The organism is Paenibacillus sp. FSL K6-0276 (assembly GCF_037977235.1).
Classification (GTDB): Bacteria; Bacillota; Bacilli; order Paenibacillales; family Paenibacillaceae; genus Paenibacillus_AQ.
In genome coordinates, this window is record NZ_CP150276.1 from 2,587,196 (window position 1) to 2,600,777 (window position 13,582).

Annotated in this window: 16 protein-coding genes; 12 read left to right on the top strand and 4 right to left on the bottom strand. The window is 43.0% G+C overall.

The window, feature by feature from the left end:
• Positions 1–21: 21 nt before the first annotated feature.
• Together MHH52_RS11920 and MHH52_RS11925 are read left to right on the top strand one after the other, a co-directional pair.
• Entirely contained in the window at positions 22–690 is a 669-nt protein-coding gene (locus MHH52_RS11920; RefSeq protein WP_340008775.1) for an amino acid ABC transporter permease, read from the top strand.
• 13 nt (positions 691–703) lie between these two features.
• Positions 704–1,456, top strand: coding sequence for an amino acid ABC transporter ATP-binding protein (locus MHH52_RS11925; protein WP_340008777.1), 753 nt, complete (start codon positions 704–706; stop codon positions 1,454–1,456).
• Between the two features lie 94 nt (positions 1,457–1,550).
• On the opposite strand, the gene MHH52_RS11930 is transcribed toward MHH52_RS11925, so the two are convergent.
• Positions 1,551–2,213, bottom strand: a complete 663-nt coding sequence (locus MHH52_RS11930) for an S-layer homology domain-containing protein (protein WP_340008779.1) — start codon at positions 2,211–2,213, stop codon at positions 1,551–1,553.
• 321 nt (positions 2,214–2,534) lie between these two features.
• Here MHH52_RS11930 and MHH52_RS11935 point away from each other — a divergent pair, with 321 nt between their 5' ends.
• Entirely contained in the window at positions 2,535–3,008 is a 474-nt protein-coding gene (locus tag MHH52_RS11935; RefSeq protein WP_340008780.1) for a transcriptional repressor, read from the top strand.
• A 365-nt stretch (positions 3,009–3,373) separates the two neighbouring features.
• Here MHH52_RS11935 and MHH52_RS11940 read toward each other — a convergent pair whose 3' ends face one another.
• Complete coding sequence (locus tag MHH52_RS11940; RefSeq protein ID WP_313638336.1) at positions 3,374–4,054, bottom strand: TIGR00266 family protein; 681 nt, start codon at positions 4,052–4,054, stop codon at positions 3,374–3,376.
• Between the two features lie 169 nt (positions 4,055–4,223).
• On the opposite strand from MHH52_RS11940, the gene MHH52_RS11945 reads away from it, so the two are divergent.
• Together MHH52_RS11945 and MHH52_RS11950 are read left to right on the top strand one after the other, a co-directional pair.
• A complete protein-coding gene (locus MHH52_RS11945; RefSeq protein ID WP_313638337.1) occupies positions 4,224–4,430 on the top strand; it encodes a hypothetical protein in 207 nt (68 codons plus the stop codon).
• Between the two features lie 61 nt (positions 4,431–4,491).
• Entirely contained in the window at positions 4,492–5,223 is a 732-nt protein-coding gene (locus MHH52_RS11950) for a class I SAM-dependent methyltransferase (protein WP_340008782.1), read from the top strand.
• Positions 5,224–5,332: 109 nt separating this feature from the next.
• Here MHH52_RS11950 and MHH52_RS11955 read toward each other — a convergent pair whose 3' ends face one another.
• The gene (locus tag MHH52_RS11955; protein WP_340008784.1) at positions 5,333–6,151 is read right to left on the bottom strand and encodes an AraC family transcriptional regulator; all 819 of its coding nucleotides are present in this window, start codon (positions 6,149–6,151) and stop codon (positions 5,333–5,335) included.
• Positions 6,152–6,469: 318 nt separating this feature from the next.
• Between MHH52_RS11955 and MHH52_RS11960 the strand changes: the two genes are divergently transcribed.
• The 5 genes from MHH52_RS11960 (at position 6,470) to MHH52_RS11980 (ending at position 10,824) form a co-directional block, all read left to right on the top strand.
• Positions 6,470–7,243: a sugar phosphate isomerase/epimerase gene (locus tag MHH52_RS11960; RefSeq protein ID WP_340008786.1), complete on the top strand. Its 774-nt coding sequence runs from the start codon at positions 6,470–6,472 to the stop codon at positions 7,241–7,243.
• A complete protein-coding gene (locus tag MHH52_RS11965) occupies positions 7,236–8,333 on the top strand; it encodes a Gfo/Idh/MocA family oxidoreductase (protein ID WP_340008788.1) in 1,098 nt (365 codons plus the stop codon). Before MHH52_RS11960 ends, MHH52_RS11965 begins: the two co-directional genes overlap by 8 nt.
• Positions 8,334–8,355: 22 nt before the next feature.
• On the top strand, positions 8,356–9,432 hold the full coding sequence (locus MHH52_RS11970; RefSeq protein WP_340008790.1) for a Gfo/Idh/MocA family oxidoreductase: 1,077 nt from the start codon (positions 8,356–8,358) through the stop codon (positions 9,430–9,432).
• Between the two features lie 26 nt (positions 9,433–9,458).
• On the top strand, positions 9,459–10,427 hold the full coding sequence (locus tag MHH52_RS11975; protein WP_340008791.1) for a sugar phosphate isomerase/epimerase: 969 nt from the start codon (positions 9,459–9,461) through the stop codon (positions 10,425–10,427).
• 139 nt (positions 10,428–10,566) lie between these two features.
• Positions 10,567–10,824, top strand: coding sequence for a DUF2164 domain-containing protein (locus tag MHH52_RS11980; RefSeq protein ID WP_313638344.1), 258 nt, complete (start codon positions 10,567–10,569; stop codon positions 10,822–10,824).
• 20 nt (positions 10,825–10,844) lie between these two features.
• On the opposite strand, the gene fabV is transcribed toward MHH52_RS11980, so the two are convergent.
• Positions 10,845–12,038, bottom strand: coding sequence for an enoyl-ACP reductase FabV (gene fabV / locus MHH52_RS11985; RefSeq protein WP_340008792.1), 1,194 nt, complete (start codon positions 12,036–12,038; stop codon positions 10,845–10,847).
• Positions 12,039–12,165: 127 nt separating this feature from the next.
• Between fabV and MHH52_RS11990 the strand changes: the two genes are divergently transcribed.
• Positions 12,166–13,128 carry an aminoglycoside phosphotransferase family protein gene (locus tag MHH52_RS11990; protein WP_340008794.1) on the top strand — a complete coding sequence of 321 codons (963 nt, stop codon included), beginning with the start codon at positions 12,166–12,168 and terminating at the stop codon, positions 13,126–13,128.
• Positions 13,129–13,235: 107 nt separating this feature from the next.
• Positions 13,236–13,580: an HXXEE domain-containing protein gene (locus MHH52_RS11995; protein WP_340008796.1), complete on the top strand. Its 345-nt coding sequence runs from the start codon at positions 13,236–13,238 to the stop codon at positions 13,578–13,580.
• The last annotated feature ends 2 nt before the right edge of the window (positions 13,581–13,582 follow it).

Here is a 13,582-nt window from a genome sequence, read left to right on the forward strand (position 1 = left end):
GCCAAAAAAGGATGCCTGAAAATGGATGACCGCAAAATACAAATTTTCTTGGATTCACTGCTACCTCTGCTAAAAGCTGGGGTGGCTTTTACCATTCCTTTAGCATTGATCTCATTTGTATTGGGACTGATTTTAGCGATATTGACTGCACTAGCTCGTCTCTCCCCATGGGTGCTTCCGAAGCTAATCGCCCGCTTTTATGTATGGGTCATTCGTGGAACCCCTTTATTGGTACAACTATTCATTATTTTCTATGGTTTGCCCGCAGTTGGAATTGTACTCGACCCATTCATAGCCGCGACCATTGGATTTACGCTTAGTGTAGGAGCTTATTCATCAGAAATTGTACGTGCTGCTATCCTGTCGATACATAAAGGTCAGTGGGAAGCGGCCTTCTCCGTTGGGATGACTCGTGCGCAAGCACTGCGCCGTGTTATACTGCCACAAGCTGCCCGTGTTTCTGTACCGCCGTTATCGAATTCCTTTATTAGCTTGGTCAAAGACACTTCACTAGCAGCGACCATTACCTATACGGAGATGTTCAGAACAGCACAGCAGGTTGCTTCCACCTCCTATGAGCCACTGCTGATCTATTGCGAAGCAGGATTGTTCTATTTACTATTCTGCTCTGTGTTGTCAGCACTGCAAAATTACTTGGAGAAACGACTGAGTCGTTACTCTGCGAGCTAAAGGAGAGACAGTTATGATTGAAATCCTTAATATGCATAAATCCTTCGGTGAGCTACAGGTATTAAAGGGCATTGATCTCAAAATGGAGCATGGCAAGGTGCTTGTTATTATTGGTCCATCGGGTTCAGGTAAAACTACACTATTACGCTGCTTTAATCTGCTTGAAATCCCTGATCAAGGAAGCTTATCGCTCAGTAATATTAAAATTAATTTTACGGATAATAAGAAAATCCCGCAGAAGTCCGTTTTGGCGTTACGTCAAAAAACAGGGATGGTCTTTCAATCCTATAATCTTTTTCCCCATATGACTGCACTTGGCAACGTGATGGAGGGGCAGGTGACTGTTCAGAAACGATCTAAGGACGAAGCACGCGAACGTGCCCTTCAGTTGTTAGCTAAAGTAGGTTTGGCGGACAAAACGGATGCTTATCCGCACCAACTGTCTGGTGGTCAGCAGCAACGGGTTGCCATCGCTCGTGCTATGGCAGTTGATCCAGAGGTGCTGTTGTTCGATGAGCCTACTTCTGCGCTTGATCCTGAGCTTGTGGGGGAAGTGCTTAAGGTTATTAAACAGTTAGCGGCAGAGGGAATGACGATGGTGATTGTGACCCATGAGATGAAATTTGCTGCTGATGTGGCTGATCGGATCATTCTGATGGATGGAGGCCATATTCTAGAGCAAGGGACTCCACAAGAAGTTCTTGAGCATCCAAAGCATCCTCGTGCTCTGCAATTTCTGAACAGAATTAGTGGTGAAGAAGTATAGAAGACGATCAACACGCAAAAAAAAGCAGTTCAGGACTATGCCTGGGCTGCTTTTTCGTGTACATCATTCAGAACAGTGGAGTGCCTCTTATAAGTTAGGATATAATACCAGTCTTCAGAAATTCCAAAGCGTTATAGAGCATTATTGCGGCTTCGGCGCGGGTGAGTTCACTTTTCGGATTAAACTTCCCGTTTGCGTCTAAACTATTGATCTTGTATTTAAGCGAACGTTGAACACTTCCTTGATAAGAGGGATTAAGCGCAGCATCGTCAGTGATGTCTACTGGCACTAATTTGATCATCGGCAGATTACCAATGCCTTCTACCCCTTGCACTAGGTAGTTAGTGAACTCTTCTTTGGTCATTGTTTTGGTAGGATCGATATCCTTGGGAAGCTCAACACGATTGTAGTAAGCATTGATGAAGGCTTCAGCGTACCATGCTTTATCTGTGACTTTCGTGAACAAACCGCTAGCAACGGGAGCTTTGTTGAAATCAATTGCCGCGAGGCTAAGCTGGAGACCACCTGAAATGAACTGGATGCCTTGTGCTGTTGTTACTTTGGAGCTGGGTAGGAATTGGGATTCACTAACCCCTTTGATTAAGCCTTGGTTTTTTAAAGAAATGATTTTTTCTTTGCCGTTTATGTTGTCAATATCCTTAAAGGTGTTTCCAGCTGCAAACATATGGCCACCCAAAGAGAAGGAGAGAATGGTTACTGTTGTAATCGCTGCTAACGTTCTTTTTTTCATATTCATGTTCATTTCACCTCGTTGTATGGATAGGCCTCGTGGCCGCTATCAATTCCTTTAACGCAGAAAAATATGGAAAGGTTGCGCTCAAACATACATTATTTCACGGAAAAGTAGATTTCGGTAGAAATATGGGCTTGATTGGGTGAAGTAACTTTGGATAAATGGGCTGAGATGTTATAATAATGTCAGGCTCTATTCATTCGTGGTTAATTTTGTTGTGATTATATCGTAACGATTACTATTTACGTTTTATATTCTGATGCATAAATGGGTGCATCTCAGTGGGTAAGGATGTTAAAGCATTCCGGGAAGGTAGGAGATCAAATGAATCAAATTTCAAATATCAGTCAGCTGTTTGCGGCGCAAAAATATAAATTAACGCCCCAGCGTGAGGCCATAGTGAACATATTGCTGGACAATGAGAAAGATCATCTAAGTGTAGAAGAAGTATATATGCTAGTTAAGCTCAGCTATCCGCATCTTGGATTGGCAACGGTATACCGTACACTTGAGCTCTTATGCGAGCTTCACATTGTAGAAAAGATGAACTTCGGAGATGGAGTTGCTCGTTACGATCTGCGCGGGAATGATCATTCTCACATGCATCATCATTTGATATGCAGCGTGTGCGGCAGGTTGGAGGAAATTAAGGATGACTGGCTGGTGGAGCTGGAGAAGAGAGTGGAACGTGAATATGGCTTTAACGTCACGGATCACCGCCTTGATTTTAAGGGCACTTATGGCACATGTAAACGTACTGGATGCAAAAAAGAAAAAGCAAACAAAGCGGTTTCGTAAGGTCCACTTTCTAACTAAAAAAGAAGCTGTCTCAAAAGTAGTAAATGCTACTTATGGGGCAGCTTCTTTTTCGGAAAAGTAAATAGGGAAAAACTCCCTAAAAATAACTGATAATTGACCTTTATGAGTGGAAATGGGGAAATCCTCCCTATAAGTCGGCGAAATAGCTATATTTCACAACAAATCAGTTGAATTATAGGGAGATATTCCCTAGTTAGTAGTCAAATGCGCAGAAATCTCTGAATTATAGGGAGATATTCCTTAATCTTCACGCAAAGCAGCTTCTTAAATAACGTGAGAAGCGCTACGATACGTTTTAGATTGTTAAAGGAAATCCACTTATGGAATAGCCTGCGTCTTTTTTCTTAGCTTCGAGTAGGTACGAAGGATTTAATCCACGTCCCGAAGCTGCCAGGGTTACGGCTCTGAACAAGGATTACCCCTTCTCCGCGGAATCGGCAGACGAGTGCTTCACCACTGGTTAAACTGTTTAACCAGCCGGCGGCCGCTTTTTCTACCTTGTAGTCCATATAATCTGGCCATGCGACGAGATGCCCGTTATCGATAATCATCTCTTCACCAGGTGCTAAATTAATGGCGTGGATAGCTCCGAAGGAGGACAAGAACACAGTTCCTTTACCACTGATTTCAACAATAAAGAAGCCCTCACCGGAGAAGAGACCTCGCGTCAAATTTTGCATTTTGGTATTCACTTGAATGCCTTCAGTTCCAGCTAAGAATCCGTCCTTCTGAACTAACAGCTTATATGATCCGTCTAATTCGATAGCTTGGATATCACCTAATGAGCCAGGAGATAGCAGTACCTCGCTTTGACCACGTGTAGCTCTGAGTTCCTGAAAGAAAAACTTTTCTCCGCTTAGCATTCTGCCCAGACCTCGCATTATACCACCATCAGCGGTTCCTTTTAATTCTACGTTAGGTGACATTGCGACCATTGCGCCCATCTCAGCTTTCACGCTCTCACCTGGGTTCAGGTGTACCTTCAACATAGCAAAAGCACCCTCATACAAAACCTCGTAATTCATAACTTAAACCTCCGAATCTTTTTAGATAGGATAGAATACTAGCTTTTTTATAAGTGTACCGGAATTCTGGCTGTGTTCATAGTCTGTATTATGTTAAAATATAGTTGTCTCAAAGTCTCATGTATATAAGATTAAGAATTATTCACCAATTAATAGGAGAGTGGTGCACATGGCACGAACCAAGACACAAAAAGCCTTGCTAAAGGCAGAGCGCTCAGGAACCTGGTGCGCAGCTCAAAGTCGAAGATCCAATGGGGATTACGGCGCCATTTCACAGCATGTACGGTTAACGCCGAGCAAGCAGGAGCAACTGAATAAGAGTAAACACAAGGAGCGGATCTTCCAAGATGATGCTCCTTTTCTATTGGCCATTTGAAAAGAATATGTCACTAAGAGTATAGTGTTTGAAGACATAATGGATTGGAGATGTATATCTGATGAAACAAAATAAGTACGATGATACGAATTTCTTCTCAGCCTATAAACAAATGCCTCGTTCCATTGGTGGACTTGAAGCTGCAGGGGAATGGCATGTATTAAAGTCACTTCTCCCAGACTTACATAATAAAAGTGTACTTGACTTAGGATGCGGATTCGGATGGCATTGTCTGTATGCACGTGAGCAGCAGGCGAGTTCAGTCATTGGTGTAGATATCTCTGAAAAAATGCTTCAAGAAGCGCGTGAAAAAACAGACGACCCTGCCATTACCTATATCCAAATGCCTATTGAGGACATTGAATTCGCCGACTCGCAATTTGATGTGGTCATTAGTCCATTGGCCTTACATTATATCGAGTCCTTTGAAGCCATCTGTAGCAAGGTTCATGCCTACCTTAAGCCAGGTGGCAGCTTTATATTTTCAGTAGAACATCCCATCTTTACTTCTCGAAATGAACAGGACTGGTACGTGGATGAACAAGGAAATCGTCTCCATTGGCCTGTAGATCATTATCAGTCTGAGGGATTGCGTGAAACCACATTCTTAACAGAAAATGTGATTAAATATCATCGCACGATCTCAACTTATTTCAATGACCTGATTGAAGAGGGATTTGCAATAAAAGCTGTAAGGGAGCCTATGCCTTCCGATGAAATGAAAAATGATCCATGGATGAAGGACGAGGATCGAAGACCGATGTTCCTAATCATTTCAGCTGTAAAAGAATAATCATCTCATTAACATGAGTTTTGTTTGAATATAGAAACAGGGGTTGTCCTAGAAGTAGGTTTTCTGCTAAAGGGACAGCCCTATTTTCATTTATACGCCTTATCCTTATTCATACTTGTGTTCTGCTGTGTACACGGTACTGTCTAGGTGACATGCCGAAATGACTTCGGAATACGCGGTGAAAATAAGTATAATTCGCGAAACCGCAGGTTTCTGCTACTTGCTCCAGCGGCATGGGACTGAAGGTTATCCGTTCTCTCGCCATCTCTAGTCGGACATCATTTACATATTTAATAATACTAGTACCGAAGGCTTCCTTGAATAAATGAACGGCACGGGAGACAGAAATATCTACATGAGCTGCAACATCCTCCAACAGAAAAGGTAAGGTTGCATGCTCTTCAACATATTGCTTCATTCGGTAGGCCAGATAACCTTTTGGAGTAATTGCTGGCTGATCTGTAATGAGTCTGTCGATTTCCATACATAGGATTTGCAGATAACAGGCGGATATCGCTGGTGAGAAATCCGAAAGACGTCTGTGCTCAAGAATGAGCTGACGAAACAAGCCGAGGAAATTCTCGCTTAATGGCACGCTTAAGAGAGAGGGTCTCTGAGCGCGTTGCCACCATTCAACAATCCAAGTTCCTTCACAAAAAATATGATAATCTCCGCTTTCGATCCGCGGTTTACCTACAGGATAGTCTTCCTTATCTATTATTAAATAGTAAGGATCGTTAGGAGCAAACAGCATGATATCGCCGCTCTCCACTGGAGTCATCACACCGTCGATCATAGCTCGGCTTCGGCCCTCCGTTTGCAGACGAATTAAATAGTTCTGATTTCCATGACTATGAGACATATGAAAAGGTTTACGATGAAATGAAAATCCAGCTGATAATACGTAACAGGTAGTTGATTGAGTCATAGGTCCTCCTTGATGTCTTGAAATGATAATCAGATTGTTCATGTTTTAATCATATTATTCATTTTATTATATACGCTTTCATATTACTATGTACCTAAGCAATAAAGAAAGAAATCGACCATCTACGCTATACGGAGTCGATATAAGCTATGCATACAAGAATGACAGTTTAAGGAAACTGATGAGAATCAGATTAATCAATTCTGAAACAGCATTATTGTTCAAGTGATTGCTGCTATTGATCTCTTAGGGGACGAGCAGCGAAGTGAAGTTTGAATGAATTAGTAAGCTAACCTAAACCCATTGGAGTGATTAGAAATGCTGAAGATAGGTCTGCAATTGTACACGCTTAGAGAAGAACTAGAACAGGATTTTGAAGGAACACTGCGCAAGGTAGCAGCCCTTGGATATAAAGGCGTAGAGTTTTTTCACTTTTTCGGTCGTACCGCATCAGAAGTTAAACAATTGCTAAATGAGCTTGAACTGGTCGCGCTCGGCGCACATCGTCCCTATGACGCATTGTTGAATGACACAGAGGCAGAGATCTCATACAATCTTGAAATTGGAAATCCTAATTTGATTGTTCCTTATCTGTCAGAAGAACAACGTAACTATGAAGAGATTGCAGTGAATCTGAAGATCATTGGAGAAAAGTGCAAAGCAGGCGGAGCGGTTCTTCTGTATCACAATCATGATTTCGAATTAACGGATAAATATGGTGATAGTGACCGCACTGCTTTTGATGGGTTGTTTGAAGAGGTGCCGGCTGATCTACTGCAAGTGGAAATGGATACTTGCTGGGTCCATCATGCAGGCTATGATCCGGTTGAATATATCCATAAATACGCAGGTAGACTGCCGATCATCCATCTGAAGGATTTGAAGAAACATGAAGACGGCACACCGGAAACTGTTGTGCTAGGTGAAGGTGAAGTGAACCTTACTGCAATTTTAGATGCAGCTGTACAGGCAAATGTGGAGTGGGCGGTAGTAGAGCAGGATTTCTGCAGTCGTTCACCATTAGAAAGTGTAGAAGATAGTTTGAATTGGGTAAAAGCATACGCAAATCAAGGAGGAAAAGTTCATGTCTAATAAGTTGAGAATTGCTATTGTAGGTTGCGGTGGTATCGCGAATGGAAAACATATGCCAAGTTTGTCACGTCAAAAAGATGCTGAAATGGTAGCCTTCTGCGATACCGTTGAAGAACGTGCACAGGAAGCAGCAAAAACCTATGGTGCTGAAGGCGCGGCTGTTTACACAGATTACCTTGAGCTATTGAAAGCTGGAGGATTCGATATTGTTCATGTATGTACACCAAATGACAGTCACTCCGTGATTACTATTGCAGCATTGGAAGCTGGTAAACATGTAATGTGCGAGAAACCAATGGCTAAAACCACAGCCCAAGCACAAGAAATGTTGGATGCTGCCAAGCGTACGGGTATGAAGTTGTCTGTCGCTTACCAGAACCGTTATCGTTCGGATAGTGAGTACCTTAAAGCGATCTGCGAAAATGGCGAACTTGGTGAGATCTATTATGCAAAAGCAATTGCCCTACGTCGTCGTGCGGTTCCTACTTGGGGCGTGTTCCTGGATGAAGAAAAGCAAGGTGGCGGTCCACTGATCGATATCGGTACGCATGCGCTTGATCTCACCTTATGGATGATGGATAATTACAAACCACGCAGTGTTATGGGTTCGTCATTCCATAAGCTGAGTAACCGAAAGAACGCTGGAAACGCTTTTGGTCCTTGGGATCCTGAGCAATTTAAAGTAGAAGATTCGGCTTTTGGATTTATTACCATGGAAAATGGTGCTACAATTGTACTTGAATCCAGCTGGGCGCTTAATGTATCTGAGTTTCGAGAAGCTCAGACGCTTCTTGCAGGTACAGAAGGTGGTGCAGATATGAAGGATGGTCTGCGCCTAAACGGTGACCGTGGTGGACGTCTGTATGAGACCAAAGTAGATTTGTCTGCTGGCGGTGTAGCTTTCTATGACGGAGGTCAAGAGAGCGAATCCGATCGTGAAGCTCGCCTTTGGCTTGAAGCGGTTAGAGAAGACAAGGAACCTGTAGTTAAACCTGAACAGGCCCTCGTCGTTACTCAAATTTTAGAAGCTATTTATGAATCTTCACGTACAGGTCGCGCTGTGTATTTTGAAGGCACATCAGATAATTAATATGGAAACAGGAGTGGACGTCATGAGCTCAAACATACATTCCGTAGTCATCGTTGGCTTTGGAGGAATGGGAAGTTATCACGCAAAATTGATTAAGGAGACAAACTCCCTAGAAGTGGTTGGAACATATGACGTGCTTGAAGCACGTCGTACGGACTCCATCAAAGCTGGTTACAAGGCTTATGAGAGTTATGAAGAAGTATTAGCAGATCCTGCAGTTGAGATTGTTCTTATTGCTACACCAAATGATGTGCACAAAGAAATTGCTATACGTGCGCTCCAAGCTGGCAAACATGTTATTTGTGAGAAGCCGGTCGCTATGTCGAAGCAAGAGCTTCAAGAAATGCTGGCCGCTGCAGATGCAGCAGGACGTGTGTTCATGGTTCACCAGAACAGACGTTGGGATGAGGATTTCTTAACTATCAAAAAAATGTATGATCAAGAGACCATCGGTTCTTTGTTCCAGATCGAATCTCGCGTACACGGGGCGAATGGTATTCCAGGAGACTGGCGCCATGTCAAGGCGCAAGGTGGAGGAATGCTGCTGGATTGGGGCGTTCATTTATTGGATCAGCTCTTATTTATGATCGACAGCAAAGTCACCAGTGTGAGTAGCAGTCTGAGCTTTATTCTAGGCAATGATGTAGATGATGGTTTTGAAGCCATTCTGCAATTTGAGAATGGGATTAAAGCTATCGTTGAGGTTGGCACAACCAACTTTATTACGCTACCTAGATGGTATGTGAAGGGTATTGAAGGTACTGGAATTATTGAAGATTGGTCTTTAACTGGACGATTAGTAACTAGAAACAATGAAGGTGAAAAAATCGAGCCGAAGCCTATTCGTGCAGGTGTAGGATTAACCAAAACTATGGCGCCTCCTTCGGAAGGGGCTACCATTACAGAAGCTTTACCTCAACCAGCGGAACTACGCTCTAGCTTCTATGACAATTTCGCAGCCGTTATTGAGGGAACAGCCGAACCAATCGTTAAGAATGCTGAAGTAATACGTGTTCAGAATTTGATTGAAGCTATTTTTGAATCTGCTGAGAAGAATCAAGTGCTGAAAGACTTCGATATGTATGGTGAAGGTAAGTAAACTATTTGCAAAAGAGGTGACTTACAATGAAACTTGGAGTATTTATGGTCTTGTTTGGTGGTCGCAAGCTGGAGGATGCTCTTGATTATGTAGCATCCAAAGGTCTAAGGGCGGTAGAGGTCGGTACAGGAGGCAATCCTGGTAACAGTCATTGTGATCCTAAGATGCTTCTCGAGAATGAGACAGCATTGAAAGAATTCAAACATGCCGTGGAATCCCGTGGATTGACGATCAGTGCACTGAGTTGTCACGGAAATCCGCTACACCCACAAAAAGAGCTTGCCCAAAAGGATCATGAGGACTTTGTGAACTCGGTCAAATTGGCGCAAAAGCTAGGTGTTCCAGTCGTTAATACGTTCTCTGGATGTCCAGGTGATCATGAGGGTGCCAAGTATCCGAACTGGCCGGTAGCTCCATGGCCAAATGATTATCAAGAAATTCTGGATTGGCAATGGGAGAATAAAGTGATTCCTTACTGGACCGAATGGGGAGCATTTGCCGCAAAGCATGATGTGAAGGTTGGTCTTGAGCTGCACGGTGGATTCTCCGTCCACACACCAGGTACGCTGCTGCGACTCAGAGAAGCTGCGGGTGAAGTGATCGGCGCTAACCTAGATCCGAGTCATATGTGGTGGCAAGGGATTGATCCGGTGCAAGCGATTCATATTTTGGGGCGCCAAGGCGCAATCCATCACTTCCACGCTAAAGATACAGTCATTGATCCAGTCAATGTCAATATGCATGGCTTAACAGATATGCAATCCTATACCAAAATGCTTGACCGTGCATGGCAGTTCCGTTCGGTTGGCTTTGGACATGATCTTAAGACTTGGGCTGACATTATGAGCGCTCTTCGTTTGGTGGGTTATGATTATGTAGTCAGTATTGAGCATGAAGATGGATTGATGTCTGTGGAAGAAGGCTTCTCCAAAGCTGTAAGTAATCTTCAACAAGTGTTGATTGAGGAGCCACTGACAGAAATGTGGTGGGTTTAAATTAATTGATGAACAGCTGTAATTTCTGGTGAAAGCAGTAGTGAATCAATTATATAGATATAAGAAATGACGTGCGCAAGCACGTCATTTTCCTGTATCGATAATCTGAATCTTAAACCATACAAATTGGAGGACGATCATGCAGCCGATAAAAATACAGAGAGAACACAAACTTCAGATTACATCCAGTATTCAGGATTATTTTGATACGGAGTTATCTAGCGAAATTGGCCAATTAGCAAGTGAGAATCTTCTCGATTTTATGCTCAAAGAACTCTCGCCTTATATTTATAATCAGGCACTGGCAGACGCCCGTAAAGTGATTGAGCAAAAGATGATTTCCATAGAAGAAGAAATGTATGCTCTCGAGCAACCATTAACATTAGGGAAAAGATAACCCGCGACACGATTTAATATTTATCGCAGATTTGTAATCGTAACTTCTTCTGGATCAGTCTCGACTTCATAATCTACACCATCCGTCTTGAAACCAAATAACTGGAAGAACTCCAGTTTGTAGCTTTGTAGATCTGTCAGTTCATAGATGTTGTCTGTAGTGAGTTCATCCCAGATCTGAGTCACTTGATTCTGTACAGCTGGGGACATCTCCCAGTCATCTATTCGGATACGGCCTTCTTCATCCACTGGAGTCCCTTCTAATGCATAGAGACGCTCTGCAAACAACCGATAGGTTTGCTCAATACAGCCTTCATGAAGTCCTTTCTCTTTCATGACTTTGTATAGCGCAGAAGTGTACAGGGGTACGACAGGAATCGCCGAGCTAGACTGTGTGACGAGACCTTTCGTAACCGCTACATATGCCCGACCATCTATAATAGAAAGTTCTTCGTTAAGCGTATGTGCTGTTGATTCGAGATGATCTTTTGCACGCCCAATCGTGCCTTTGCGATATACGGATTGGGTGAGTTCTGGTCCAATATAAGAGAAAGCGATTGTGGTGGCATGATCAGCTAATGCTCCAGCTTCCAGGAGTGCTTCAATCCAAAGCTGCCAATCGTCACCACCCATGACTCGAATGGTATCATCGATTTCCTTGTCGGTAGCGTGTTCGATGGAGATTTGGCTTACCTCACCTGTATGAAAGTTTACGGTTTTATTCGTGTAGGTATCTCCTATAGGTTTAATTACGGAGTTATAAATTTCACCCGTCACAGGATCTGTTCGGCGAGCAGAAGCCACACTGTATATGACTAGATCAACTTGTCCCAACTCACTGAGAATCAGTTGTATGGTTCTATCCTTGGTCTCCTTGGAGAAGGCATCACCGGTTACGCTGAAGGATTGAAGACCAGATTTCTCTGCAAGCTCTTCAAAAGCTGCTGAATTGTACCACCCAGCAGAGGCTGTACGGGTTCCATTGCTGCTGCTCTGGCGGTAGACACCCACCGTGCTGGCTCCAGCCCCAAAGGCGGCTGTAATCCGTGAGGCGAGGCCATATCCTGTAGAGGCGCCAATGACAAGCACCTTGCGTGGTCCTTTGATCTCGGGTTGTGTCTGGATATATTCGATTTGCCGTTCTACTTGACGAGCGCAACCTTGCGGATGGGCGGTAGTACAGATAAAGCCGCGTGTTCTAGGTTTGATAATCATGATAATGGTTTCCTCTCTTTCATAAAAAGCAGGCTAATGATACTCGTTAGTTCTAATTTTAACAATTTTCATTCAATTGGAGAAGGATTGTTTATCGTTAATACTAAATCTTAATGGTGGTGAGAGCTTGGAAAGTTTTACTAAAACGAAATTAACGACAGATCAGCAGAGCATTCTAGTAGGTGCTGCTTTTGGAAGTCATGTGAACATTATTCGAAGTACGGAACTGACGGGAGGTTATTTTAACGCAGCATATGACCTTCTATTGTCAGATGGTAGAGCCATGATCCTAAAGATAGCGCCATCAGATGAGACAGACACCCTTAGTTACGAGCACGATATCATGGCTACTGAGGTTGCAGCGATGCAACTGATGAAGTCTAAAGGGACAGTACCCGTGCCTGAGGTATACGCTTATGATAACAGTAAAAATTTGATTTCGAGTGAGTTTTTTTTCATGGAGAAAATAATCGGCCAGCCCTATAATGAAATTAAGGAAGAACTGAGTCCGCAGCAGAGAATAAGTATTGAGGCAGAGTTAGGTCGTTATTGCCAGTTAATTAATGAGATTCATGGTGAGCGTTTCGGATTATTCAATGCGTCCACACAGATAAAAGGGACTTCGTGGCGGGAAACATTTAAGCATTTAATGATGAACTTGCTTGACGATGCACGTCGTTTAAAGGCAAAGATGCCCATTCCGTTAGAAACCGTTGAGGCAGAGATCATAAGTCGCCTACATGTTATGGATGTGGTCACTGAGCCTCGTTTAGTACACTGGGATTTATGGGACGGCAATGTGTTTGTGCGAGAGGGCAGCATTGTCGCATTGATTGATTGGGAACGGGCACTGTGGGGCGATCCGCTTATGGAATATTATTTTCGCTATATTGAGAATTCCGAGCATTTCTGCAGAGGTTACGGGAATAGCTTCGACAACCCTAATGAATGTGCTCGCAAAAAACTCTACGATTTATATATCGACTTAATTTACTTCATCGAGTGTTATTCGCGCAAGTACGACAGCCAAGACCACCTTAAGTGGGCACATGATAATCTGCTAGAGGGCTGGGATCGGTTCATGGCTTAACACATTTTTGGCACAACTACAATATAGAAGATTAGGAGGAAGAACAGGAGGAAGGGGACGCTCATGTTTGAATGGCTGAGTGTACATATAAATGAGGTAAATTTACTGTGGCTGTTGCCGTTACTATTTATGTTTCACGATCATTTATGCGAAAAATGTATCGCTCGATGATGCACATGACTACACGTAATTTTGCTTTGGATGTGTTATTCGTGTATATTTTGATAGTGGCAGTAACCTGCATCGCAGTATTCTTTTCATACCATTTATTGTATTTAGCAGTACTTGCAGGGTTCTTCTTCCATTTATTTACTCATCTTGGACAGACTATTTATTTGGAAATGTATACACCTAGCGTTGTTACAATAGTACTAGGAGTTCTTCCTTATTCTATTTATGCGTATTATCGACTATTGGATGACAGCGTGGTATCAGTCGCAGCTAGTGAATAATA

Bases quoted from the DNA above. Each gene is read 5' to 3' on its own strand.
- MHH52_RS11920 (WP_340008775.1), top strand. From the start codon at position 22: ATGGATGACCGCAAAATACAAATTTTCTTGGATTCACTGCTACCTCTG.
- MHH52_RS11925 (WP_340008777.1), top strand. From the start codon at position 704: ATGATTGAAATCCTTAATATGCATAAATCCTTCGGTGAGCTACAGGTA.
- MHH52_RS11930 (WP_340008779.1), bottom strand. From the start codon at position 2,213: ATGAATATGAAAAAAAGAACGTTAGCAGCGATTACAACAGTAACCATT.
- MHH52_RS11935 (WP_340008780.1), top strand. From the start codon at position 2,535: ATGAATCAAATTTCAAATATCAGTCAGCTGTTTGCGGCGCAAAAATAT.
- MHH52_RS11940 (WP_313638336.1), bottom strand. From the start codon at position 4,054: ATGAATTACGAGGTTTTGTATGAGGGTGCTTTTGCTATGTTGAAGGTA.
- MHH52_RS11945 (WP_313638337.1), top strand. From the start codon at position 4,224: ATGGCACGAACCAAGACACAAAAAGCCTTGCTAAAGGCAGAGCGCTCA.
- MHH52_RS11950 (WP_340008782.1), top strand. From the start codon at position 4,492: ATGAAACAAAATAAGTACGATGATACGAATTTCTTCTCAGCCTATAAA.
- MHH52_RS11955 (WP_340008784.1), bottom strand. From the start codon at position 6,151: ATGACTCAATCAACTACCTGTTACGTATTATCAGCTGGATTTTCATTT.
- MHH52_RS11960 (WP_340008786.1), top strand. From the start codon at position 6,470: ATGCTGAAGATAGGTCTGCAATTGTACACGCTTAGAGAAGAACTAGAA.
- MHH52_RS11965 (WP_340008788.1), top strand. From the start codon at position 7,236: ATGTCTAATAAGTTGAGAATTGCTATTGTAGGTTGCGGTGGTATCGCG.
- MHH52_RS11970 (WP_340008790.1), top strand. From the start codon at position 8,356: ATGAGCTCAAACATACATTCCGTAGTCATCGTTGGCTTTGGAGGAATG.
- MHH52_RS11975 (WP_340008791.1), top strand. From the start codon at position 9,459: ATGAAACTTGGAGTATTTATGGTCTTGTTTGGTGGTCGCAAGCTGGAG.
- MHH52_RS11980 (WP_313638344.1), top strand. From the start codon at position 10,567: ATGCAGCCGATAAAAATACAGAGAGAACACAAACTTCAGATTACATCC.
- fabV (WP_340008792.1), bottom strand. From the start codon at position 12,038: ATGATTATCAAACCTAGAACACGCGGCTTTATCTGTACTACCGCCCAT.